Here is a 23963-nt window from a genome sequence, read left to right on the forward strand (position 1 = left end):
AATTAAAGTAATTATGAAATAATAAAATTGTACCATTAAGATTTGATTAAGTGGTTAAGAGAATTAAGATTTCCTGCTGGATTTGCAGTGCGAAAAACTGATGTGACTTTTCATCTTTAAATTTTGCTATTGAGAAAGAATCAAAAAAAACCCTTTCAGCCTTTGAAAGGCTGAAAGGGTTGGAACTATTTATAATCCGGTTTTTACCAAATTTTTATTCTTTGATCTGGTGCTTTGTATAATTCATCACCTGGCTTAATGTCGAATGCCTGGTAGAATGAATCTTGATTTACCAACGGCGCAAACGCTCGGAAATATCCTGGCGAGTGTGGATCGGTTTTCACTTGATTCACCATGTACTGCTCTGTAGATTTGGTTCTCCAAACGGTTGCCCAACTCATAAAGAATCTTTGATCCTGAGTGAAACCACTTATTAATCCTGGATTGCCATGATCTTTGAGATACATTTGAAGCGCAGTATAAGCAACCGCTACTCCACCTAAATCACCAATATTTTCTCCGCTCGTAAATTTACCGTTAACGAAACTTCCTTTTACCGGTTCGTATTTATCGTATTGAGCAGCAAGTTGGCCAACTTTTGCATCGAAATTTTTACGATCGGCATCGGTCCACCAATTGTTTAGGTTTCCATCGCCATCGAATCTTGAACCTGAATCATCGAAACCGTGACCGATTTCGTGACCGATTACTGCACCAATTCCACCGAAATTAACGGCAGGATCTGCTTTGAAATTAAAGAAAGGTGGTTGAAGAATTGCCGCTGGGAAAACGATTTCGTTATTAGAACCACTGTAATAAGCATTTACTGTTTGTGGAGCCATTCCCCATTCGGTTTTATCAACTGCTTTTCCTACTTTTTCTAAATTCTTAGCATAAGACCATTCGGTGATATTCTGTAAGTTTTTATAATACGTTCCACCATCTGCCGCGCCAGTTAATTGCAGTTTAGAATAATCTTTCCAAGTATCTGGATAAGCAATTTTCACAGTGAATTTTGCTAATTTCTCTTGTGCTTTAACTTTGGTTTCAGGTGACATCCAATCGTTATCTGCGATATGTTGCTGGAATGATTTTTTCAAATATCCGATATAGGTTTCCATTTGTTGTTTCGCTTCTGCCGGGAAATATTGGTCTACATACAATTTACCAAATGCTTCTCCTAACACTCCATTTACAACGCCTAAACCTCTTTTATTCATGGCTCTTTGCTCTTGCTGACCCTGAAGATATTTAGAATAGAAATTGAAATTCAAATCATCCAATTTCTTGTCAAGATTACCTGCGTTGCCAGCAACCAATCTCGCTTTCATGTAATCTTTGATGAGTGGAAGATTTTTTGCATTCATCCAAGAATCCATATCCTGGTAGTATTTCAATTCGCTTACAATTACTTTGTCGGTTTTTACACCAGCATCAGCCAAGTATTTCGGAAGATTAACATTCTTAACCAATTTGGAAAGTTCTGGTAATGTTCTCGGATTGTAACGAAGATTCGCATCACGATTTTGCTCGTTGGTCAAAAGTTCTTTCGCTAACTTCTTTTCGAAATTCACGACGTTCTGAGCAGTTTGATCTGCATTTTTCTGACCGATAACTTCAAATAATTGAGCAAGGTAATTTTTATATTCAGCCAAAGTTTTGGTATTGGCGTCGTTATCTTTTTGATAATAGTCACGTCCTAAACCTAAAGATGCTCCACCAAGATAAACCGCGTTCATCACAGAGTTTTTCATATCTGGACTTACACGCCAAGCGTAGAAAGGATTATCGTTTGTTTTGGTTGCTTCCGTTAAATAACTTTGTAATTGTGCAATCGTTTTGATTTGATCAATCTTTTGCAAATCACCTTTGATAGGATTAATTCCGTCCGAGTTTCTCTTGTTCCAGTCCATGAACGTTCCGTAGAGGTTTTGGATTTTCTGACCTTCAGAACCTGGGGTAAATTTGTCTGCCAAGATCTGATCCAAAATTCCTAAAGAGGCATTATCAACATCTTCTCTCAAAGCGTTGAAACTTCCCCAACTTGTTTTGTCAGAAGGAATCTCGGCAGTTTTCATCCAGTTTCCATTGACATAATTAAAGAAATTATCTTGTGGACGAACCGACGTATCCATATAAGAAAGGTTAAGGCCTTCTTCTTTAATGGATGCTGGTTTTACATCAGTAGTCACAGTAGTTTCTGTTTGTGTAGTTGCAACTTTAGTAGTTGAACACGAATTAAGAAAAACAACTCCCGTAAAAGCGAGGGCTGCGATGGTAATTCTTTTCATAAGTAAATTTTATTGTTTTTAAAGGTCATATGCTATCGCCAATCTTCATCGTTGTTTGTTTACCAAATTTGTTTATGGCGATTTCATAAGACTTTATTGATTTATATGATTATTTCAAAGATAGTAATTATTTTAAATTCGAATCTCCGTGTTAACAGGGATTCTTCATTTGCGTAAGGGATTGAAGCGGCCTCCTTTTTTTTTGAAATGGCCAATGCGCCGGCAAAAAAAAGATACAGCGGAAAGCCCGACCCAAACGTTGGGAAAAGCGCCGGCTAGGGTTACGCTAAAAAAAATCACCCAAAATAAATTGGGTGACTATTTAGATATCATTCCAAATTTATTTACCAGATAATAACTCTGTCTTCTGGTTTTTTATACAATTTGTCTCCTTCTTTCACATCGAACGCTTTGTAGAAAGCATCTGTGTTGATGAGTGGTCCGAACGCGCGGTACAAGCCTGGTGAATGTTCGTCGGTTTTAACTTGATTCAATAAAGCGGCTTCTTTTTGAAGGGTTCTCCAAACGGTTGCCCAACTAAGGAAGAATCTCTGATCTTGCGTATAACCGCTAATCTCTCCTGGATTGCCGTGGTCTTTCAAATACATTTGAAGTGCATCATAAGCAATATTCACTCCTCCTAAATCGGCGATATTTTCTCCGTTAGTAAAGGTTCCATTGACGAAAGTTCCTTTCACAGGTTCGTATTTGTCGTATTGTGCAGCAAGGGCTTTCGTCGCTTTTTCGAAATTGGCTTTGTCCGCTGGCGTCCACCAATCTACCAAGTTTCCATCGGCATCAAACTGTGCTCCGGCATCATCAAAACCATGGGTCATTTCGTGACCGATTACGGCACCGATTCCACCGAAATTAATCGCAGGATCTGCATTTGGATTAAAGAAAGGCGGCTGTAAAATCGCTGCTGGAAAAACGATTTCGTTATTTACCGGATTATAATAAGCGTTCACCGTTTGTGGCGTCATTCCCCACTCTGTACGGTCAACTGGTTTCCCAACTTTCTCCAATTCTCGGTCGTATTGCCAAGTCGTTACGTTTTGAAGGTTTTTGTACAACGTTCCACCGTCCGCTTCTGAGGTAATAGCCAATTTAGAATAGTCTTTCCACTTGTCTGGATAAGCAACTTTTACCGTAAACTTGTTCAGTTTATTCAATGCTTTTTCTTTGGTAACAGGCGACATCCAAGTTAAATCATTAATATGCTCAGCGAAACTTTTTTTCAAATAATCGATCAACTCAACCATTTGAGTTTTTGCTTCTGCCGGGAAATATTTCTCTACATATAATTTTCCAAAGGCTTCACCTAAAGTTCCATTGATCAACTCAAATCCTCTTTTGTCCTGCGCTCTCTGAACATCCTGTCCTCTTAAATATTTGCCATAAAAACTAAATTTCATATCATCTAATTCTTTAGACAAATGACTTGCGTTTCCGGAGATTAGATTATATTTCATATAATCTTTAATCAAAGGAAGATTTTTCGCATTGATGAATTTATCTAAATTCTGGTAATATTTTAATTCACCGATGATTGCAATATCGGTATGAACACCAACTGACGTCAAATATTTTGGCAAGTTGACATTTTTAACCATCTTAGAAAGTTCTGGCATTGTTCGCGGATTGTACTGTAAAGTAGCATCACGAATTTGCTCATTCGTTAAGTAAGTCTGAGCAATGCTCTTCTCGAAATTAACTATATTTTGTGCGGTTGCCGTTGAATTTTTATAGCCCAAAACATTCAACATCGAAGCGACATATTCTGTATATTTTGCTAATGTTTCGGTGTTTTTCGGATTTGTTTTTTGGTAATAATCTCTACCTAAACCAAGAGTTGCATCTCCAAGATAGATTGCATTCATTTTTGAATCTTTCAAATCTGAAAATACATTCCAGGAATAGAACGGATTCTCGCCATTTTTGGTGGCTTCATCTAAGTAATTCTGTAAATCTGTAAGCGATTTAATTCCATCAATTTTAGCTAAATCAGATTTAATTGGTGAGATTCCATCAGCATTTCTTTTCGCCATATCCATGTACGTTGCGTACAAATCCTGGATTTTCTTGCCTTCACTTCCGGGAGCAAATTTGTCATTCAATAAAGAATGAAGAATCGTCATCGAATTATTATCGGTGTCTTCTGCCAGTTTATTAAAAGAACCCCAAGTCGATTTATCAGCCGGGATTTTTGCGGTTTTCATCCAAGATCCATTTACGAAATCGTAGAAGTCATCTTGCGGACGAACCGATTTATCAAACGTTGAGAAATCTAATCCATTCTCTGGTGTTTCTTTTACTGTTGTTTCCATAGGCGCAACAGTTGGCTGTGGTGAAGTGACCACTTTCGAGGCACAAGAATTAAGAGCGACAATTCCAGCAAAAGCCAGAATACCAATGTTTATATTTTTCATTAAGAACTACTTTATTATTTAGTCTGAATTTTTTTTTATTTGTTACAACATGATGTAAATAAAAAAGCCATTCTAATTGAATGACTTAATCTTATCTATTTAAAAGTGATTTTACCACCAATTACATTTTTGAATTTTCGATCGTCTGGATTGCCATAAACATCGATGATTCCACCTGCTCTGGTCGTTGCATTTACCCATTCCGTCGCAAACACTTCTGCTATTCCACCAGCATTTGCAGTAACGGTAGCACTTTGAGCATCTAATTTTTGCCCATAAAATTTACCACCTGAATTCACGATGATATCCTGATTGTCTGCTTTTCCAGAAACTTTAATTTCACCACCAGAATTGGTTTTGATATTCAGTTTTCCGGTGTTAATTCCTACATTTATTTTTGAACCTTCATTGGCAGTTAAACTCAACATTTTCGCTTTCACATTTCCGCTTGAATTAATTGAAGAACCTTGGCTCGCCTGAAGATTGTTCAAACTTTGATAATACAATTTCACAGAAGGCGGTGTTGACTGTAACATTCTGGCAGGTGCCATTCTGATTTTCAGTTCCCCATTTTTATTAACCGTCTCTACGTCATCAGTTTCGGCCTCAAATTTATTTTCATTCGATAGAATAAGTTCCACGTTAATTTTGTCATACACTTTCAGCGATGAAAACTCTCCTACATTTCTAGTTACTTGAGCAAACGAATATTGCATCACAACCATCATTAAACCTACCGCTATTTTTTTCATAATTTAAAATTTAATTAAGTAAAGGTAACGATTCTAAAGCTTTTTTATTTTGAAATCACTCCTTTTTTTTAGAGAATAAAAGTTTCAACGGTTGCATCCATTTTCAAGAATAGTAATATAAATGAATATAGAAAGGTGTAGTTTTTGAATATGTTTAAATTATTCTTTGATAAAAATCATTTTCTTAAGTTTTTATGAAATCAAAAACATTCATCAAATTAACCGACAAAGGAATCTATTGCATTCCGGGCAAATTCTACATTGATCCATGGAAACCAGTTGATTTGGCTGTGATTTCTCATGGTCACGGAGATCATGCTCGTTGGGGAATGAAAAAATATTTGTGTCATCATTTTACCAAACCTATCTTACAACATAGAATTGGTCCAGACATCGAGATTCAAACCATTGGTTATGGTGAAGAAATCAATATTAATGGAGTTAAAGTTTCGATGTTTCCTGCCGGACACATTATCGGTTCTGCTCAGATTAAAATGGAATACAAAGGATATGTTATCGTATTTTCAGGAGATTATAAAACGGATGATGACGGATTATCAACTCCTTTTGAACTGGTAAAATGCAATGAATTTATCACAGAAAGCACTTTCGGACTTCCCATTTATAATTGGTTAAAACCACAGGAATATTCAGAATTAATGAAATCCTGGGTTCAACAAAATCGTGAGAACGGAAAAACTTCTGTATTCATCGGCTACTCTTTGGGAAAAGCCCAACGTATTATGAAGTCAATCGAAGGCAGCGGAAAGATTTTTGTCCATCAATCTATCGGAAAATTAAATGAAGGAATGGAATCAGTGGGAATCCATTTACCAGAATATGAAACACTTAATTTTCAAGAAAGTGTAAAACAAACTGATGGTGAAATTGTGATTTTACCGCCGGCTTTATTTGATTCCAATATCATCAAAAAAATCCCAAACCGTGCGACGGCGATTTGTTCCGGTTGGATGCAGGTTCGTGGTTCTCGTCGTTGGCGTTCTGCAAATGCAGGATTTGCGATTTCCGATCACGCGGACTGGAATGGATTAATTAATACCGTAAAAGCAACCGAAGCAGAAAAGGTTTATGTGACTCACGGCCAAACTGCCGTCTTTTCAAAATATTTAAATGAAATCGGAATTAACGCCGTGGAATTAAAAACCATTTTCGGCGACGAAGAAACCAACGAAAAAGAACTGATAGAAAACTAAATGAAAGATTTTGTCCAATTGATTAATGCACTCGACAGCACAAATAAAACCAATGCCAAAGTAGAGGCAATGGTTACTTATTTGGAAACCGCAAATGATAATGACAAGTTGTGGTTTCTAGCTTTGTTTACAGGCAAACGTCCGAAAAGACCAGTCAATACTGCTCTTTTAAAAAAATGGGCTTTAGAAATTACGCAACTTTCGGAATGGCTTTTTATCGAATCCTATTCTTCCGTCGGTGATTTGGGCGAAACTTTATCACTCATTCTTCACAATGCTGAAAATGAAATCGACAAATCTTTAACGCAATGGATGACGGAACTCATTGCCTTGAAAGATCAAACTGATGAAGAAAAGAAGAAATATGTTTTAGAATCCTGGAACGGTTTAAATCATGTGGAACGTTTCATTTTCAATAAATTAATTGGCGGCAGTTTCCGTATTGGAGTTTCAAAAAAATTATTAATTAATGCCCTTTCGAAATTTTCCGGCGTTGATGGAAATATTCTGATGCATTCCATTATGGGGAAATGGAAAATAGAGGAAGAGAATTTCGATGATTTGATTCAGGGAACCAACATTAATCCTGATGAATCCAAACCTTATCCATTTTGTTTGGCTTATCCTTTAGAAAAAGAAACGCAGGATTTAGGTGTCCGCGAAAATTGGCAGGCAGAATTTAAATGGGACGGAATCCGTGGACAGTTTATCAAACGAAATCACGAGATTTTTATTTGGTCGCGAGGTGAAGAATTGGTGACCGAGCAGTTTCCCGAAATCGTTTCTGCTTTAAAAGAGGTGGAAGGCAATTTCGTCGTTGATGGAGAAATCCTAGTTGTTAAAGATGATAAAGTTCTTAATTTTAATGAACTTCAAAAACGATTAAATCGTAAAACTATTCCTAAAAAAATGTTGGAAGAACTTCCTGTTCATATTTTTGTTTACGATATTTTAGAATTGGAATTTGAAGATTTAAGAGAAAAACCTTTAGCAGAAAGAAGATTACTTTTAGAAAGTTTAATTGAAAATTCTCCGGTTGAAAGAATTAGAATTTCAGAAATTGTTCATTCCGAAAATTGGGAAGGTTTGGCAGAAGTTCGGGAAAATTCAAGAGATAATAATTCTGAAGGTTTAATGTTGAAAGAACTGAATTCGAAATATCACGCCGGCAGAAAAAAAGGCGATTGGTGGAAATGGAAAGTGAATCCATTGACCATTGATGCTGTTTTAATTTATGCTCAAAAAGGTTCTGGTCGTAGAAGTAATTATTACACCGATTATACTTTTGCTGTAAAAAACGAAGATAAATTGGTGACGATAGCAAAAGCCTATTCCGGATTGACTGACAAAGAAATTATGGAAGTCAGTAAGTTTGTGAATAAAAATGCCATTGAAAAGTTTGGTCCTGTTCGAACGGTAAAACCCGAATTGGTTTTTGAAATCGCTTTTGAAGGAATTGGTTTTAGCAGCCGACATAAAAGTGGCGTCGCTTTGAGATTCCCCAGAATTGTTCGTTGGCGACGCGATAAAACCGTAGAAGAAATTGATGAACTTGAAGAAATTAAAAAATTGATCACCTAATTTTTTAAACCACAAAGTCAAAAAAGTTTATTTCATCTAAAGTTTATCAAAAAAGAAATTGCAGGTACCTTTTAAAAGATATTTTCAAATTATAATTTTCATTAGTGACATTCGTATAATCATTTGTGTTATTAATGTTTAAACCAATATTTAAAAATCTGAATGACCGAAAAATTTAAAAACTCGACAGGTTTCCAAATCATTAAAAAATGGATGGATGAAAAAGACCGGGAACCATTTGGTTTTCAGTCTGAAACCTGGTTTAAATTTTCCAACAATTATTCTGGAATGGTCATCGCACCAACCGGTTTCGGTAAAACGTTTTCTGTTTTTTTAGCGGTTATCATCGATTATATGAATCACCCGGAAAATTATAAATCCGGAATGAAATTGTTGTGGATCACACCCCTTCGGGCTTTGGCAAAAGATATCGCAAAAGCAATCAGCGAGGCTTTGGAAGAAATTGGCTTAGATTGGGAAGTTGCAGTTAGAAATGGCGATACTTCAACCAAAGACAGAGCAAGGCAAACTAAAAAAATGCCTGATATTTTAATTATCACGCCCGAAAGTTTGCATTTACTTCTCGCTCAGAAACAGCATCAAAAATTTTTCAAAAGCCTACAATGTATAGTTGTCGACGAATGGCATGAACTGCTTAGTTCAAAACGAGGTGTGATGACCGAACTTGCCGTTTCACGAATATTCAGTTACCAGAAAAAATTACGAATCTGGGGAATTACAGCAACCATCGGGAATTTAGAGGAAGCGATGAACGTTCTTATTCCTTATGACATCAAAAAAACAAAAGTCGTTGCGAAGGAAAAAAAGAAGATTGAAATCAAGTCCGTCTTTCCGGATGATGTTGAAGTTCTTCCGTGGGCCGGACATTTAGGAACCAAACTTGCCGATAAGATCATTCCCATTATTTTGGAAAGTCAAACGACTTTGGTTTTTACGAATACGCGAAGTCAGGCTGAAATGTGGTATCAGGTTTTGTTAAATACCCATCCGGATTTTGCAGGACAAATCGCTATTCATCACAGTTCCGTCGATAAAGATATTCGAATCTGGATTGAAGAAAATTTATCTTCAGGATATTTAAAAGCCGTGATTTCAACCTCATCTTTAGATTTAGGCGTCGATTTTAAACCTGTCGATACGGTGATTCAAATTGGTTCCAGCAAAGGAATTGCAAGATTTCTTCAACGTGCCGGTCGAAGTGGCCATTCACCATTTGAAACTTCAAAAATATATTTTGTTCCAACCCATTCCTTAGAATTAATTGAAGTTGCAGCGCTGAAAGAGGCGGTAAAACAAAATAAGATTGAACCGCGCGAGCCTCTGGTTTTATGTTACGATGTTTTGCTTCAGTTTGTTTTGACTTTGGCTGTTGCTGATGGATTTGACGAAAAGGAAACCTACAAACAAATTACTTCGACCAATGCTTTTAGGGATTTATCTCCTGAAGAATGGACCTGGATTCTGACTTTTATTACCGTTGGTGGAAAATTAAAAAATTACGAAGAATATCATAAAGTCGTTATCGAAAATGGCTTATACAAAGTAATTTCCCGCCGAATCGCGATGTTGCATCGAATGAATATTGGCGCCATTGTCAGCGATTCAATGTTGAAAGTAAAGTTTTTTTCTGGCGGTTATGTCGGTATGATCGAAGAGTATTTCATTTCGAAATTAAAGAAAAACGATAAGTTTATTTTGGCTGGAAGAGTGCTTGAAGTTTCCCACGTCAAAGAAATGACGGTTTATGTTCGAAACTCCACAGGAAAAGGAATTGTGCCGAGTTATTTGGGCGGAAGATTGCCCATGTCATCTTACTTGAGCGTTTTTCTAAGGCAGAAACTTTCCGAATCTTTAGATGCAAAATCATCAGAAAAAGAACTGCAATTTCTACATCCGCTTTTGGTGAGTCAGCAGGAAAATTCCCATATTCCCAGGGAAAAAGAGTTTTTGGTCGAACGCATCAAAACGCGCGAAGGTCATCATTTATTTATGTATCCATTTGAGGGAAGATTAATTCATGAAGTGATGTCCGCCTTAATCGCATACCGAATTTCGAGAATTTCCCCAATTTCTTTTTCGATTGCGATGAACGATTATGGATTTGAATTATTTTCGAAACTGGAAATTCCTTTAACGGAGGAAAACATTCACGAGATTTTATCCAAAGAAAATTTAATTAGAGACGTAATAGCATCGGTAAATTCAACTGAAATGGCAAGACGTAAATTTCGGGATATCGCTGTTATTTCTGGAATGGTCATTCGGACTTATCCAGGACAACAGAAAAACAATAAAAACTTGCAGTCTTCTTCAGGTTTGATATTTAATGTTTTGGAAGATTATGATCCTGAAAACTTATTATTAAAACAGGCGTATTCGGAAGTTTTCTTTCAGCAAATTGATGAAGCAAGACTGGTGGAAGCCTTTAATCGAATTCATGAAAGTGAAATTATTATTAAAAATTCAAATACCTTTACGCCTTTAAGTTTCCCGATTAAAGTGGACAGTTTACGTCAGAGTTTGAGCAGTGAAGATTTGAAAGCCAGAATTTTAAGAATGAAAATGGAAGCCATGAAAAAGAAAATGAAAAAATGATTTTGCAGACTTTAGAAAAAACCATCCAAAACCAAACTCTTGTTTTCACTAACCAACGCGCCTTGTTTTGGGCAGAACAAAAAGCATTAATCATCAGTGATTTGCACATTGGCAAAACCGCCTATTTCAGAAAAAATGGAATTCCGATCCCGTCGGATATTTTGGCGAAAGATTTAGAACGATTATCAATTTTAATTGAAAATTTCTCTGCGGAACAATTATTCATTGTGGGTGATTTTTTACACGCTGGAAAAAATAAAGATTTTGAAATTTTCGAGGAGTGGAGATTAAGAAATAAGCATTTAGAAATCATTTTAATTAAAGGAAATCACGATATTAAAAAGTCTGATTTTTTACACGATTTAGATATAACAATAATCGAAGATTCTTTATGCATCAAACCTTTTACTTTTATTCATGAACCTCAAGATTCCGAAAATCAATTTTCGATTTCTGGACATCTTCATCCTGGGGTTACGGTAAAATTAGAAAAAAGAAAATCGGTGAGATTACCGTGCTTTAGAGTTTCAGATAACCAGTTAATTCTACCAGCATTTAGTGAATTCACGGGATTGGACACAAAGTCTTGCGAAGATTTTGATTGCATTGCTTTTACGGAGGACTTGATCTTTGAACTTTAAATTTGAAACCACAAAGTCACAAAGAAAAGGGTATCTATTATTTATCAAAGTTCACAAATGATTTTTGAAAATTTCGAGGAGAATTAAAAGTCCACTTAAATTTTAATAAACACATAAGTCATATTAGAATCAGTTCTCACTTTGAAAATATTTAGAACACAAAGTTTAAAATCTTTGATTTTTAAAACTGATGTAAACTTTTTGAAGTCATTCCTTTTCTAAAACTTATGTGACTTATGTGTTTAAAATATTTTTTTTAAAAATCCAACACGTCTCTTATTTTAAAACCTTTGTGACTTTACTTCACCTTTCTATTATTTTTAAAGGAATCAGTGAATCTTCGATTTGTGGTTTAATAGTCTTCGCGGATTAAAATCTCAACCAAATCTTGTAAAACTCTTTGTGAAACGTAATTCGCAAAATCATTTCTCTCAAAATGTGGAAGATGTAAACGATTAGTTTTCTCGAAATTATTAACACGAATTGAATAAAAAGCCGTTCCGATTTCGTTATTAAATTCATCAGAATTTGGACCGGAAACTCCGGTTGTTGAAAGCGCGATATTGGTTTTAAATAATCTTTGAGAACCCAAACTCATTTCCTGTGCAACTTCTTCTGACACGACTGTTTTCTCCTCAATCGTTTGTTCTGAAACGCCTAAAATTTCTATTTTCTTGTGATAATCATATGCCACAATTCCGCCTAAAAAATAAGTTGAACTTCCAGATATTGAAGTGAGCAATCTAGATAATTCTCCGCCAGTGCAACTTTCGGCCGTGGAAACGGTGAGTTTTTTTTCGTCTAAAATTTGTTTTAAAATCTCTTCGATATGATCACCGTTCCAGGAAATCACGTTGTCACCGATTAGAGGTTTTAATTTTTGAACTTCCACTTCTATTCTTTGCTCCAATTCTTCTTTACTTTTTCCTTGAGCGGTTAAACGTAATTTAATACGATTTCCGACCGGAAGATAAGACAGTGAAATATCTTTTGGTAAAGCCAGTTCCCAAGATTCAATTTGTTCGGATAATAAACTTTCAGGAATTCCGACGACCGAAACGGTATGGGTTACGATGTGATTTAAACTGAACTTCTGGGCGAGAAAAGGAATGATCTTATCTTTAATTAAAGGTTTTACTTCATAAGGAACGCCGGGAAGTGAGATCACAATCTTTCCATTTTCCTGAATCATCTGGCAAGGTGCGCTTCCGTTTTCGTTTTGGAAAATAAATGCTTTGCTTAAAACTTCTGCTTGTGGTTTATTCAATTCTAAAAGATGTCCGCGATTTCTTTTTTCGAATAACTTTCTAAGATGTTCAAAAGTTTCGGAATCTAAAACAACCTCATCATTAAAGAATTCTTTAAAAGCCGTTTTCGTTTTATCATCTTTCGTCGGTCCGAGTCCGCCAGTTGCGATGACTAAATCGCCTAAGTCCAAAGCAGTTTTTAATCCTTTTTTTATGGAATCAATTTCGTCTGAAATGGTAAGGATTTGTACGACAGGAATTCCGATTTTTTTGAGTTCGCCGGCGATGAAATTAGAATTGGTGTCGACGGTGTTTCCAGAAAGGATTTCGTCGCCGATGGTAATAAGGACTGCTTTCATAAAAGAGTTTAAGAATATAAATTTACTGAATTTTGAGATAAATCTTTAAGTTATATTCTGAAACAATTCTTTAAACCTCAAAAGAGGCAAAAGACTAATGTTAAAAAAAGATTTTCAAAAGAAGGCAAAATAATAGAACCTTTACCTCTTTTGAAAATCTTATTAGACTTACTCGTTTGAATTGTTTGCATTTGAAAAATCAGGATAAACTCAGGCGAAAATGTCCGCCCAAATAAAAAATATATCAAATTATTTATCGTGTTCTACCCAAACCAAATTCTCGGTTTTGTATCCTAACTTTTTAGCTTTGTCGATAAATCTTTGTCTGTAAGAATCCGGAATTGTTTTCTCACGGGAAAGAATCCACAAATAATCCAGATTGCTGCCCACGACCAAGGCATACTTGTAATCTTCATCGATATCGATTACATTATAACCAGCCCAAATCGGTTTAAAAAAAGAAACTTTCAATTGTGCTATGTTCTCATTTTTAACGAATTTGGCTTCTCCGACGCTTTCTTTCCATTTGTTTTTTACGTAATCATAACCTCTGTTATCGACTTTGATATTGCCGTTATCTTTCATGGAATAAGTCGCAGTGACGTTATTCATATTTTTCTCAAAACGGTAATCGAAACGGGCGATTTCATACCATTTTCCTAAATATTTTTTAGCATTAAAATTTTGAACTGCGTTTGCACCTTTCGGAACGCCCACAGAACATGAGTTTAAAAAGGCGATACCTAAAATCCCAAGCGCAACGGGAATTGCTATTTTCTTTAAATTTTTCATATTTGTATATTTTAATTAACGACCGAATTTGAAATATTCGGTCAGAGGATGTTTTTTATTTTTTAGGAAAGCAGCAGCCATTTCCATTCCGGTTACAGAAAAAGTGATGCCGTTTCCACCAAAACCGAGCACGAAATAGGAATTTTTAAATTTTGGATGTTCACCGATATACGGCAATCCGTCTTTGGTTTCGCCGAAAGCTCCGGCCCAAACGAAATCGGTATAGAAAGGCTGAGAGGGTAAAAATTTGTTGTAGACTTTAATAATTTCTTTTTCCTTTTTATTTAAAAGTTCATCCCGCTTTTGTGGATTCTGAAAATCTTCGTCGCCACCGCCCATTAAAATCCGGCCATCATCCGTTGATCTCATATAAAGGTAAGGATCATCCGTATTCCAGAATAGCGTTTTTGAAAAGTTTTTATTTTTGATTAGATCCATTTCAGAAACCATGGCGAACGTGCTTTTCAGCTGTACGAAATCTTCTTTAATGAGATTTTTGCTTTCGTAACCGATACAGTAAATAATTTTCTTTGCTTTAATTTTGAAACCACTAGTAATCTCTACTTCATTAAAAGTTGGATTATATTTGACTGATTTCATTTCCGTTTTATCGAAAATTTTCAGTCCTTTCTTTTCATTAAATTGTAAAAGTTCATGCGCTAAATTAAAGGCATCAACACTTCCTCCTTGTGGCGTTAAAATTCCACCGTATGTTTTTTGCAAATCATATTTCTTTGCGATTTCCTCAGGTTCTAACCATTTTACTTTAAATCCTGCTTCTTTTCTAGCTTCAAATTCCTTCTTTAACCACGAAACATCTTTTTTCTTGGAGGCGAAATACAAGGAATCTTTTCGTTGAAAGCCGGCTTGTGATTTGATCTTTTTCGAAATTTTCTCTAATTGATCAATTGCATTGGAACATGCTTTATAACTAGCAACTGCTCCTTCTGGGCCAATTTGATCTTTTAATTCATACAACGGAACATCAATCTCATATTGTAACATCGAAGTAGTGGCGGAAGTGCTTCCATTACAAATTTCACGTTTGTCAATTAAAATAGTTTTGTAACCTTCTTCCATCATTTGATGAGCAATTAAACTTCCGGTGATTCCGGCTCCAATGATAAGAACGTCACATTTTTCATCATTTTTTAGAGAAGGATAAGAGGAAAGTAATCCGTTCTTGACCAACCAAAAAGGTTCATTTGATTTTAAATCCATGTTTATTTTTTAATGGTTCAAAAAATCAAAAACCAAGCCGTACTATTAAATCAATAATTAAAGCCACTTTCTATTATGAAATTACTGTATTTAAGAGATTTTTAACATCTGTAAAATCATTTTAAATAAAGATGGTTTAGTTTTTGAATCAGATTAGCCGACCTGAAAAAATTGATTCAATTATAGTAGAAATCAATTTTTATTTAATCATTAAAAAAAACAACGATATGTCGACTGAAAATTTAAATCAAAAAGAAGCTATTGAAACGCTAAAGAAATTATCGGAAAGTGCAAGAATCTGTATGTTTTGTACAGAGTTAGACAAGTTACCGAATTCATCCCGCCCTATGAGTTTGAAGGAGACTGATGAACATGGAAATCTATGGTTTATCAGCAGCGATCAAAGTCATAAGAACTTCGAAATCCAGAAAGATAATCGCGTTCAACTTTATTTTATGAATAATGGGAACTCCGAATATCTTTCGATTTTAGGAAAAGCATTTATTTACAAAGACAAACAAACTATTGAAGATAAATGGAGCGCTATGGCAAATGCCTGGTTCGACGGAAAAGATGATCCGAATGTTTCGATTATCAGAGTTACTCCAGATGAAACCTATTATTGGGAACCGAAAGCTGGAAAATTCGTTTCTATGCTTCATTTTGCAACCGCAGCTCTTACCGGAACAAAATCAGATAATGATGATGGAAGAGAAGGTACTTTAAACGTATAACATTAACTTACTAAATATAAATTATGAAACCAGACTTAGGAATTACGCAAAAAAACTTAACCGCAGTAAATCAAATTTTAAATGCCGTTTTAGCTGATGGAAATATGCTTTACATCAAACTAAGAAAATTCCATTGGAATTTATCCGGCGATAATTTTATGGAACTGCACTTGCTCTTTGAAGACCAATATAATGCAGTAGCAGAAGCTGCCGATGAAGTTGCAGAAAGAATTGCAACTTTGGGAGGAACTGCTATTGGCACAACAACTGAATTTGCGAAAGAATCTCAATTAAAAGAAACTCCAGGAAAAGTACCAGATACACAAGGAATCTTGAAAGAATTAGTCGGAGATCACGAATCAATTGTAAAATCATTGCGCGAAAATTTAGATAAGTGCGAAGACGATTACAAAGATGCGGGTACGGCAGACTTCTTAAATGGTCTAATGCAGGAACACGAAAAAATGGCTTGGAAGCTGAGAAAATATTTTAAAGACTAGTTTCTATAATACCAAATCCCCTATCGAATTCGACAGGGGATTTTTTACATATAAAAATTAATAAGCGGAAAAAAAATATTTTTAGTTCTTCATCAATTTTATGCTCTGAAGTCCTTTATTTGTTTGTACTTTAAGAATATAAACTCCTTTGGTTAGTACAGAAAGATTAATCTTATTATCAATAATATTTTTTGATGAGAAAACCAATTGTCCAGCAGTACTGTAAACTTCGGCAGATTCTATCTTATCTAAAGATTTAATCGTAACAATATCTTTCACAGGATTTGGATAAACATTCAGTTTTTCTGATTTAATTACCTCTTGAGAAGCTAAGGCTCCTGGAAGTTTTATCAGAAATCCTTTGGCATCATTTTCTGTAAAATTAGCACCGATACCACCGATGAACTTTCCGTCCGGCGAAATCCCAGTGGGAACTGCAAATACAATGTCCAAATCATCATAACCCAAGCTGGTCACGTAATCGTTAAGATTGACTGTACCACCTTCTTTGGTCCAGATAAAACCTTCCCCTAAAAGAAGACCTAGTGTAGGGTCGAAAGAAAACCAAGTGCCGTTTTACCATCATCAGATATGGCAGTCATTTGGGTGATATAATATGGATTGTCGCTGGTTACATACGTAGTTCCTTATGTTTCATTCCAAATATATCCTAAACTTGTGTAATTGGAAACTCCATCGCTTCACCTAAAATATTTCCGTCGTTATCTTTAAGAAATTCCTGCACTCCGTTTCTCCACATGTCACCTTGACGAAAATCCATATCAGCGTCTTGCCAACTTAATTAAATATTTAATATGCAATGCATTACACTTTTATTTAAATATACTTCTTGACTTAGATCTTCGAAAACATGCTTACTTATTATAGTAAATACCACCCTATTTTCATCAAAAACAAAGTTCTGAATTACAAAAAAGCCCCTATCGAAATCGATAGAGACTTTCTTACATATAAAAAAAATAATTTCCTAATTCTTCATCAGTTTTACGGACTGAAGTCCTTTATCGGTCTGCACTTGAAGGAAGTAAACTCCTTTTGCCAATGAAGAAAGATTGATTTGCTTGTTTACGATATTTTTCGCTGTAAATACTACTTGTCCGGTAGCACTGTAGACTGTTGCAGATTCTACTTTATCCAAAGTCGTAATGGTAAGGATATCTTTTACCGGATTTGGATAAACGCTCATTTTAGCTGATTTAACAATCTCACCAGAAGCCAAAGCAGTTTCCGGAAGTTTAATTAAAAATCCTTTGGCGTCACCCTCGATAAAATTGGCTCCAATTCCACCGACATATTTTCCGTCCGGAGAGATGCCTGTAGGAACTGAAAAAACAATATCTAAATCATCGAAATCGGCAGCGGTCACATAATCGTTAAGATTCACTTTGCCTCCTTCTTTGGTCCAGATAAAACCTTCTCCTAAAAGGATACTTGTGGTAGGGTCGAATGATAATCCGATAGCGACTTTACCATCATCAGATATTCCCGACATGCTCGTAATAAAATAAGGATCGTCACTGCTTAAGAAAATAGTACCATCCGTTTCATTCCAGATATAGCCTTCGCCAGTTTCATTTTTAATACCAACAACTGTTTTACCATCTGCACTTACTGCTGAGGCGGCTCCCAAAACATTACCATCGTTATCTTTTAAAAGTTCTTGAACGCCGTTTTTCCAAATTGCTCCCTGACGGACGCCGTTGCTTGCATCTTGCCAACCAACGATCACAGAACCATCTGCACTCACGGCATCAGCTCTGGAACTTCGCGTTGGAACGGTACTTCCTAAGCCTGTAGTTGCCGCACCGTCTTTCCAAAAAACGCCTTCTCCTTTTGATGAGGTGTTCCAGGCGAACCCTACAATATTTTTACCGTCAGAAGACATTCCCCAAGCCGAAGAAGTATCAGCACCAGAAGAGAATCCTAAATGACCAAGAAATTGTAAGGACTGATCTGCTACCGTATATAATACAGCTTCCTCTTTATCTTGATTTGCAGGATTAGGAATCGCCATTGAAATTACAGAACCATCCGCTGAAATATTACAATTCCCAGATACGCCATTTGCCCCAGCCTCACCAATGATGGTTCCGCTGTTAGCTTCTGACCACATAAAAAATGCACTTCCATAAACGTTGCCAACAGCAACGCCCGTATTAGAAATATCACTAACCTGAACGTAACTTCCCAGATCACTTACCTGAGCGTTTGCTAATGCAATACTACAAACTCCTAATGCGATAGCGTAAAATTTTTTCATATAAATTTATTTGATTAATTATAAACAAATATAGTTTCTCTAGTTCCAAAGGAAAATATTTTGACTTGTAAAATTCACGAAAAACGATAATATAAAAATATAATATCAAGATAATCAAAACATTGAAAATTATTTTTGTTGCATCAATATTTTGGATTAGGACAGAATGATTCAAGTATAAATATTTATTATAGAATTACTTTAAAAATAAACCATATGAAAATTAGAGAAAACGAATTTATTTATAAAGAATTAATGATCATTTGAATATGAAACAAAAAATCCCTCTCGTATGAAAGGGAAATATTTTAGATTAGTAAAAATTCTTTATTTGAAAATTTCGATGAGAAAAGCTTTCATGTCATTCCAGGATTTTACATCGGCTTCTTTATTGTAAGCAACCTTCATTTTGAATTTTTCACCAATTGCGGTCGAGGCAGGATTGGTAAATGAATGAAGTGCATTTGGATAATCGACGAATTTATAATCAATTTTCGCAGAATCCATTTGCTTTTTGAAAGCAGCTATTTCTTCAGCCGGAACATAAGTATCAGCAGCGCCATTGCAAACTAAAATTTTAACGTCATTATTTTTCGGCTTTATTCCTGTCATTAAATTTCCATGGAACGAAACGACTCCTTTTAATTCATCTTCCAGCCTCGCCATATTTAGCGCTTGTGCTCCACCAAAGCAATATCCGATTACGGCAATTTTATCATAATTAGCGTTAGGGAATTTCAGCAGTTGTGCTTTTGCTTTGTCAAATTTCAATTTCGCATCGATTGGGATTTTATAAAACTCTCCTGATAATTTCGCGGCTTCTTCAGGATTATCAACGGTTTTTCCATCACCATAATAATCAACCACCATTGCAAAGTAACCTAATTCAGCCAAGTCTTTCGCTCTGTTTTTTGTATAATCCGTAACGCCCCACCATTCTGGCAGAACCATAACTACAGGTTTCACTTCGCTAGCGTCGCCTTTATAAGCGACAAATGATTTGTAATTTTTGCCATCAATATCATAAGATACTTCTTCCGTGGTCAATTTCCCTGAAGTGGTTTTTACAGAATTCAAACCATCTCTTACCTCGTTTTTTTTCTCCTGACAAGAAAAAGTACAAAGTAAGGAAACGATTACAGCAGATATCTTGAGTGTTTTCATAAGTTTAATTTTTATTTTTTTAAAGATAAGGATTCTAAAGTTCAGAAATAAAAAAACGCAACGTTATCGCTGCGTTTTTTGAATATTATTAAAGTTGATTTTTTAATGAATATGTTTTTCGGCATGATAAGAACTTCTCACCAAAGGCGAACTTTCTACATGACGAAATCCTAAGCTTCTCGCAAAATCTCCGAATTCATTAAACTCTTCTGGAGTAACAAATTTTTTCACGGGTAAATGTTTCTTGGTCGGTTGTAGGTATTGTCCAATGGTAATTACATCAACATTCGCATTTCTGATATCTTCAATCGTTTGAAAAACCTCAGCGTTTTCTTCACCCAAACCAAGCATTAAACCAGTTTTCGTCCTATTCTGTCCGGCTTCTTTCAGGTATCGTAAAACTTCCAAGCTTTTTTCATATTTCGCTTGAATTCTAACTTCTCTGGTTAATCTTTTAACGGTTTCCATATTGTGAGAAATCACTTCCGGAGACACTTCAATTAAACGATCGATATGTTTTGTAATTCCCTGAAAATCTGGAATCAAAGTTTCCATAGTAGTTCCGGGAGAAATACGACGAACCGCATTTACAGTTTCTGCCCAAAGAATAGAGCCCATATCTTTTAAATCATCACGATCTACAGAAGTTAAAACCGCATGTTTGATTTTCATTAATTTGATCGAACGCGCTACTTTTTCCGGTTCATCCCAATTGACATCTAAAGGCTTCCCAGTTTTCACACCGCAAAATCCACAACTTCGGGTACAGATATTTCCCAGAATCATAAAGGTTGCAGTTCCTTCGCCCCAGCATTCGCCCATATTTGGACAACTTCCACTTTGGCAAATGGTGTTCAGTTTATATTTATCAACCAAAGTTCGAAGTTCACGATAATTTTTTCCGGTTGGAAGTTTTACGCGAATCCATTTTGGTTTTTGAGTAATTGTATCGGTCAGTATTTCGTTCATTTTAAAAAATAAAAAGCAAATTTACGAATAAGGTTTGGAATAAATTTTATGAAAACTCTGGAATAAATTCGAAAGGCCGTTCCTTCGCATTAGAATAATTCCAAAGTTGCGATATAGGTCATTCTAATGAAACTTGGAAATTAGTCTTCAAACTCATTATGTTTTAGTAATTCAGCTAATAATTTTTTAGCGCGCATAATCCTGACTTTGGTATTGGCTACTGTTATATTCTGTTCTTCGGCAATTTCTTTAATACTTTTCTCTTCAAAAAACCGAAGCTGAATAATGTCTTTATAATTGGAATCTAAACTTTCGATGATTGCTAAAATTTGTTTTTGGTCTTCTTCTGAAATCAGAAGTTCCTCTGGAGAAAGTGCTAAATGATTTTTAAAACCATCAAAGTTATCAGTAGAATCCTCATTTTCCCGAGATTTCTTTCGCCAATAATCGATAATGGAGTTTTGAGCAATCGTGAGAATCCAAGTTTTAAACTGAAAATTGGGATCAAACAAATCTAACTTTGCCAATACTTTAGAAAACACAGAAACCGTGAGTTCATCAGCAACATATTCGTCCTGTACTTTTTTCATTACAAAACTGAACACATCAACCCAAAACAGATTAATGAGCTGGGTTTGTGCCTTTTGATTTTTATTTTTGGCAAAAGCAATAAGTGATAAAAGGTCTGTATTTTTCATGGATCAAACAAAGATAAGGAATTGCAGAATTAACTTTAGCCGAAACGATGATAAATTAGTTTGATAAATTTATATTAAAATCTTATCTTGCATCATTAAAATTAATTGTTAGAAATCAATATCAATTGTAAAGCAATCACGAATATTTAAATTATAATAAAATGGATAAAGCGAATAAGAAATATAAAAAGCAGGTTCTTAAGTCATTGGAAGAATTGGCGAAAACTGAACATGTTTTATTAGAAACAATGACTAATTTAATGTTATTAAAGGAATTAAAAGACAATCAAATCGAATTTAAAAAAGGTGATACTTTTTCTTTTGAGGATAATATCTTTGATTATAGTGATGATAAAAATGTGAGAAGAATCGCAAAACTTCGTAAGAAGATTATGAAAGCCATGCAAAAACTAGTTGAAAATAGCGATTTCAAGGATAAAGAAATTGAGTTTTTAGCATAAAACTTACTTTAAAATAGATAACGGTTTCAATAATATTGAAACCGTTTTTTTTGCTCAATAAATGCTCAATCAATTTACGTAATATACCGAAGATAAATAAGATTCTTAAAGAAGTGGAGTATATATCTAAAATAAAAAAAAGAAGGTTTCAGAAATTCTGAAAACCTTCTTTTAATTTTATATCAATTTTTGTAAAGTTGTAATTTCGAAACATAATTACTGTTGCAACTAGATTTACAATTATGCGAAAAATAAAAACTTTTCCTACTAATACGGAAAACCACTGAAATAAGTTATTCCATAATAAGCACCCCAGCCCGCAATTAAAATGATAATAATCCACATCCAAACGGGAACAGTCTGAGGAGTTTCACTTCCTTCGATGACGAAACTTTTTTGATTGCCTTTGTCGTAAGCATTGATCATTAAAGGAAGGATGCCATCTACGATATCATCATCCTGAAGACCTTCCACACTTATTGAGGGTCCATTTTTAACAGTGAAATTTATTTTCCGAATTCCTTCTCTTCCAGTTGGCGACTTGCTCACTATTTTCAAAACATGATCTCCATCGGTTAATTTTGACGTATCAAAATCAAATACAATCGGAGTCTGTAATTCTGCCAGTGGTTTAACATCTTCATCAATAAAGAGGAAAACGGAACTTCTATCTTTAGTCATCTTCTGCTTTTTTAGTGGATTAATTTAAAATAGAATTCTTAATATGATCTTGTCCTTTTTCTCCAGGTTTCACCAAATATTTTAATGAATAAACAAAAGTAAAAATGGTAAGCGCTGCGATCACAGCGACGATAATCCAGTCGAAATCACCACGAGGTCCTACTCCATGGGTAAAGTCTCTAGTTACTTTTGGTTGCTGAAGTTTACATGCTTCACATGCTAAAGCAAAATTAACCAATAGTAAAAAAAAGAGGATTGCGGTATTTTTAATATTTTTCATTGGTTTGATTTAATGTTTTTTATAATTAGTCAAAAGCAATTAAATTCATTTACTTAATCTTTGCCATCGCTGCTTTTACCTGTTCTAAAGTCACCGGCTTGGCATTATTCCCCCAAGAAGATCTTTCATGATTCATAATTGCGGTAACCATTTCTGGCGTAAAGTTCGCGTTTTTACCAACGGACGGCATTGGTCCATATCCTGGTCTTCCAGTATAACCAGTCATAATTATAGTCGCATATACATCAATATCATCACCACCTACAATCGGGCTTCCTTTCAATGGTGGGAAAGCTCCTGGCAATCCTTCTCCTGTTTCCTGATGACAGCTTGCGCAATTTGCGGTAAATAATTCTCCTCCATCTGGTAACTCAGCTGCTCCTGCCCCACCTGCTGCTGTTTTCTTTACTTCAGTTTTATAAAGGAAATCTACCGGTTTAACTCCTTGTGGTAATTTCGTTTGTTTCAAACTTAGTAAGTAAGCAACGAGTTGAAGCGCTTTCTTCGTCGCAACTACTTTTTTAAATTTATCTTTAAGAAATTCTGCCGGAACTTTAACCTCAGTATCTCCTTTTTCTAAATAATCTTTTTCTTCAAAAAGGAAAGCATAAGAAGGCATAATTGATTCTTTAACAACTGCTCTCGGCTGATATAAATGTAATAATTGCCAATCAACACTCGGTTGTCTTTCACCAATTGCGGTTAAATCTGGACCAGTTCTTTCTGATCCTAATAAATTGGCGGTATTTCTCCAAACATCCATTCGGTGGTTTCGGGCATAATCTGCTGGAATGCTTGGTCTGCTTCCGAACACTTTATCCATTTCAACTTCACGAACTTGTTGCGTGTGACAGGCGATACAACCATTTTCTACATAGATTGCTTTTCCTGCAAGCTCATCTTTGGTGAAAGGTTTTGCATCAGGAAGTGGCTTATAAATTTGTTGCATGGTAATTGCAGGCAAAATCGCAATCTGTAACGTAAGGAACAGAAATAAGATCAAGGCTGACCAAAACAAAGTTTTATGATTATTTAAAAATTCCATTATTCCA

21 protein-coding genes are annotated in these 23963 nt (G+C 35.2%); 7 read left to right on the forward strand and 14 right to left on the reverse strand.

Translation table 11 applies throughout. The features are described from left to right. Positions 1-203: 203 nt before the first annotated feature. The 3 genes from Q73A0000_RS09060 to Q73A0000_RS09070 all read right to left on the reverse strand — a co-directional run bounded on the left by Q73A0000_RS09060 (position 204) and on the right by Q73A0000_RS09070 (position 5472). The gene (locus Q73A0000_RS09060) at positions 204-2291 is read right to left on the reverse strand and encodes a M13 family metallopeptidase (protein WP_193810655.1); all 2088 of its coding nucleotides are present in this window, start codon (positions 2289-2291) and stop codon (positions 204-206) included. Positions 2292-2635: 344 nt separating this feature from the next. Further along, positions 2636-4720 (reverse strand): M13 family metallopeptidase, encoded by a 2085-nt coding sequence (locus tag Q73A0000_RS09065; protein WP_193810656.1) that lies wholly within the window; start codon positions 4718-4720, stop codon positions 2636-2638. A gap of 95 nt (positions 4721-4815) precedes the next feature. Continuing rightward, positions 4816-5472: a head GIN domain-containing protein gene (locus Q73A0000_RS09070; RefSeq protein WP_193810657.1), complete on the reverse strand. Its 657-nt coding sequence runs from the start codon at positions 5470-5472 to the stop codon at positions 4816-4818. A gap of 194 nt (positions 5473-5666) precedes the next feature. Between Q73A0000_RS09070 and Q73A0000_RS09075 the strand changes: the two genes are divergently transcribed. From Q73A0000_RS09075 to pdeM, 4 genes are all read left to right on the forward strand, one after another. Further along, positions 5667-6686, forward strand: coding sequence for a ligase-associated DNA damage response exonuclease (locus Q73A0000_RS09075; RefSeq protein ID WP_193810658.1), 1020 nt, complete (start codon positions 5667-5669; stop codon positions 6684-6686). Beyond that, on the forward strand, positions 6687-8267 hold the full coding sequence (locus tag Q73A0000_RS09080; protein ID WP_193810659.1) for an ATP-dependent DNA ligase: 1581 nt from the start codon (positions 6687-6689) through the stop codon (positions 8265-8267). Positions 8268-8429: 162 nt separating this feature from the next. After that, complete coding sequence (locus tag Q73A0000_RS09085; protein WP_244140718.1) at positions 8430-10883, forward strand: ligase-associated DNA damage response DEXH box helicase; 2454 nt, start codon at positions 8430-8432, stop codon at positions 10881-10883. Further along, a complete protein-coding gene (gene pdeM / locus Q73A0000_RS09090; RefSeq protein WP_193810660.1) occupies positions 10880-11524 on the forward strand; it encodes a ligase-associated DNA damage response endonuclease PdeM in 645 nt (214 codons plus the stop codon). Before Q73A0000_RS09085 ends, pdeM begins: the two co-directional genes overlap by 4 nt. 352 nt (positions 11525-11876) lie before the next feature. Here the strand turns inward: pdeM and Q73A0000_RS09095 are convergent, their stop codons facing one another. From Q73A0000_RS09095 to Q73A0000_RS09105, 3 genes are all read right to left on the reverse strand, one after another. Then, the gene (locus tag Q73A0000_RS09095; RefSeq protein ID WP_193810661.1) at positions 11877-13130 is read right to left on the reverse strand and encodes a CinA family nicotinamide mononucleotide deamidase-related protein; all 1254 of its coding nucleotides are present in this window, start codon (positions 13128-13130) and stop codon (positions 11877-11879) included. 249 nt (positions 13131-13379) lie between these two features. After that, on the reverse strand, positions 13380-13922 hold the full coding sequence (locus Q73A0000_RS09100; RefSeq protein ID WP_193810662.1) for a lipocalin family protein: 543 nt from the start codon (positions 13920-13922) through the stop codon (positions 13380-13382). Between the two features lie 15 nt (positions 13923-13937). After that, complete coding sequence (locus Q73A0000_RS09105; RefSeq protein ID WP_193810663.1) at positions 13938-15143, reverse strand: NAD(P)/FAD-dependent oxidoreductase; 1206 nt, start codon at positions 15141-15143, stop codon at positions 13938-13940. A gap of 227 nt (positions 15144-15370) precedes the next feature. Here Q73A0000_RS09105 and Q73A0000_RS09110 point away from each other — a divergent pair, with 227 nt between their 5' ends. Beyond that, the gene (locus Q73A0000_RS09110) at positions 15371-15877 is read left to right on the forward strand and encodes a pyridoxamine 5'-phosphate oxidase family protein (RefSeq protein WP_193810664.1); all 507 of its coding nucleotides are present in this window, start codon (positions 15371-15373) and stop codon (positions 15875-15877) included. A gap of 23 nt (positions 15878-15900) precedes the next feature. Beyond that, the gene (locus Q73A0000_RS09115; protein WP_193810665.1) at positions 15901-16377 is read left to right on the forward strand and encodes a Dps family protein; all 477 of its coding nucleotides are present in this window, start codon (positions 15901-15903) and stop codon (positions 16375-16377) included. Between the two features lie 81 nt (positions 16378-16458). Here Q73A0000_RS09115 and Q73A0000_RS09120 read toward each other — a convergent pair whose 3' ends face one another. From Q73A0000_RS09120 to Q73A0000_RS09140, 5 genes are all read right to left on the reverse strand, one after another. Further along, positions 16459-16830, reverse strand: a complete 372-nt coding sequence (locus Q73A0000_RS09120) for a T9SS type A sorting domain-containing protein (RefSeq protein WP_193810666.1) — start codon at positions 16828-16830, stop codon at positions 16459-16461. Positions 16831-17365: 535 nt separating this feature from the next. Continuing rightward, a complete protein-coding gene (locus Q73A0000_RS09125) occupies positions 17366-18658 on the reverse strand; it encodes a T9SS type A sorting domain-containing protein (protein ID WP_193810667.1) in 1293 nt (430 codons plus the stop codon). Between the two features lie 327 nt (positions 18659-18985). After that, positions 18986-19822, reverse strand: coding sequence for a dienelactone hydrolase family protein (locus tag Q73A0000_RS09130; protein ID WP_193810668.1), 837 nt, complete (start codon positions 19820-19822; stop codon positions 18986-18988). 102 nt (positions 19823-19924) lie between these two features. After that, the gene (gene lipA, locus Q73A0000_RS09135) at positions 19925-20791 is read right to left on the reverse strand and encodes a lipoyl synthase (protein WP_193810669.1); all 867 of its coding nucleotides are present in this window, start codon (positions 20789-20791) and stop codon (positions 19925-19927) included. 140 nt (positions 20792-20931) lie between these two features. Then, complete coding sequence (locus tag Q73A0000_RS09140; protein ID WP_193810670.1) at positions 20932-21489, reverse strand: RNA polymerase sigma factor; 558 nt, start codon at positions 21487-21489, stop codon at positions 20932-20934. Positions 21490-21650: 161 nt separating this feature from the next. Here Q73A0000_RS09140 and Q73A0000_RS09145 point away from each other — a divergent pair, with 161 nt between their 5' ends. Next, positions 21651-21950: a hypothetical protein gene (locus tag Q73A0000_RS09145; RefSeq protein ID WP_193810671.1), complete on the forward strand. Its 300-nt coding sequence runs from the start codon at positions 21651-21653 to the stop codon at positions 21948-21950. A 267-nt stretch (positions 21951-22217) separates the two neighbouring features. Here the strand turns inward: Q73A0000_RS09145 and Q73A0000_RS09150 are convergent, their stop codons facing one another. From Q73A0000_RS09150 to Q73A0000_RS09160, 3 genes are read right to left on the reverse strand one after another with little or no spacing between them, the layout of a single operon-like run. After that, entirely contained in the window at positions 22218-22631 is a 414-nt protein-coding gene (locus tag Q73A0000_RS09150) for a cytochrome C (protein WP_193810672.1), read from the reverse strand. A gap of 19 nt (positions 22632-22650) precedes the next feature. After that, the gene (locus Q73A0000_RS09155) at positions 22651-22911 is read right to left on the reverse strand and encodes a hypothetical protein (protein ID WP_193810673.1); all 261 of its coding nucleotides are present in this window, start codon (positions 22909-22911) and stop codon (positions 22651-22653) included. 49 nt (positions 22912-22960) lie between these two features. Then, entirely contained in the window at positions 22961-23956 is a 996-nt protein-coding gene (locus tag Q73A0000_RS09160) for a cytochrome c (RefSeq protein WP_193810674.1), read from the reverse strand. Between the last annotated feature and the right edge of the window lie 7 nt (positions 23957-23963).

Origin of the sequence: Kaistella flava (ex Peng et al. 2021), assembly GCF_015191005.1 — a bacterium.
GTDB classification, from domain to species: domain Bacteria; phylum Bacteroidota; class Bacteroidia; order Flavobacteriales; family Weeksellaceae; genus Kaistella; species Kaistella flava.

Excerpts from the sequence above, each read along its gene's own strand:
- Q73A0000_RS09060 (WP_193810655.1), bottom strand. The coding sequence starts at position 2,291 with ATGAAAAGAATTACCATCGCAGCCCTCGCTTTTACGGGAGTTGTTTTT.
- Q73A0000_RS09065 (WP_193810656.1), bottom strand. The coding sequence starts at position 4,720 with ATGAAAAATATAAACATTGGTATTCTGGCTTTTGCTGGAATTGTCGCT.
- Q73A0000_RS09070 (WP_193810657.1), bottom strand. The coding sequence starts at position 5,472 with ATGAAAAAAATAGCGGTAGGTTTAATGATGGTTGTGATGCAATATTCG.
- Q73A0000_RS09075 (WP_193810658.1), top strand. The coding sequence starts at position 5,667 with ATGAAATCAAAAACATTCATCAAATTAACCGACAAAGGAATCTATTGC.
- Q73A0000_RS09080 (WP_193810659.1), top strand. The coding sequence starts at position 6,687 with ATGAAAGATTTTGTCCAATTGATTAATGCACTCGACAGCACAAATAAA.
- Q73A0000_RS09085 (WP_244140718.1), top strand. The coding sequence starts at position 8,430 with ATGACCGAAAAATTTAAAAACTCGACAGGTTTCCAAATCATTAAAAAA.
- pdeM (WP_193810660.1), top strand. The coding sequence starts at position 10,880 with ATGATTTTGCAGACTTTAGAAAAAACCATCCAAAACCAAACTCTTGTT.
- Q73A0000_RS09095 (WP_193810661.1), bottom strand. The coding sequence starts at position 13,130 with ATGAAAGCAGTCCTTATTACCATCGGCGACGAAATCCTTTCTGGAAAC.
- Q73A0000_RS09100 (WP_193810662.1), bottom strand. The coding sequence starts at position 13,922 with ATGAAAAATTTAAAGAAAATAGCAATTCCCGTTGCGCTTGGGATTTTA.
- Q73A0000_RS09105 (WP_193810663.1), bottom strand. The coding sequence starts at position 15,143 with ATGGATTTAAAATCAAATGAACCTTTTTGGTTGGTCAAGAACGGATTA.
- Q73A0000_RS09110 (WP_193810664.1), top strand. The coding sequence starts at position 15,371 with ATGTCGACTGAAAATTTAAATCAAAAAGAAGCTATTGAAACGCTAAAG.
- Q73A0000_RS09115 (WP_193810665.1), top strand. The coding sequence starts at position 15,901 with ATGAAACCAGACTTAGGAATTACGCAAAAAAACTTAACCGCAGTAAAT.
- Q73A0000_RS09125 (WP_193810667.1), bottom strand. The coding sequence starts at position 18,658 with ATGAAAAAATTTTACGCTATCGCATTAGGAGTTTGTAGTATTGCATTA.
- Q73A0000_RS09130 (WP_193810668.1), bottom strand. The coding sequence starts at position 19,822 with ATGAAAACACTCAAGATATCTGCTGTAATCGTTTCCTTACTTTGTACT.
- lipA (WP_193810669.1), bottom strand. The coding sequence starts at position 20,791 with ATGAACGAAATACTGACCGATACAATTACTCAAAAACCAAAATGGATT.
- Q73A0000_RS09140 (WP_193810670.1), bottom strand. The coding sequence starts at position 21,489 with ATGAAAAATACAGACCTTTTATCACTTATTGCTTTTGCCAAAAATAAA.
- Q73A0000_RS09145 (WP_193810671.1), top strand. The coding sequence starts at position 21,651 with ATGGATAAAGCGAATAAGAAATATAAAAAGCAGGTTCTTAAGTCATTG.
- Q73A0000_RS09150 (WP_193810672.1), bottom strand. The coding sequence starts at position 22,631 with ATGACTAAAGATAGAAGTTCCGTTTTCCTCTTTATTGATGAAGATGTT.
- Q73A0000_RS09155 (WP_193810673.1), bottom strand. The coding sequence starts at position 22,911 with ATGAAAAATATTAAAAATACCGCAATCCTCTTTTTTTTACTATTGGTT.
- Q73A0000_RS09160 (WP_193810674.1), bottom strand. The coding sequence starts at position 23,956 with ATGGAATTTTTAAATAATCATAAAACTTTGTTTTGGTCAGCCTTGATC.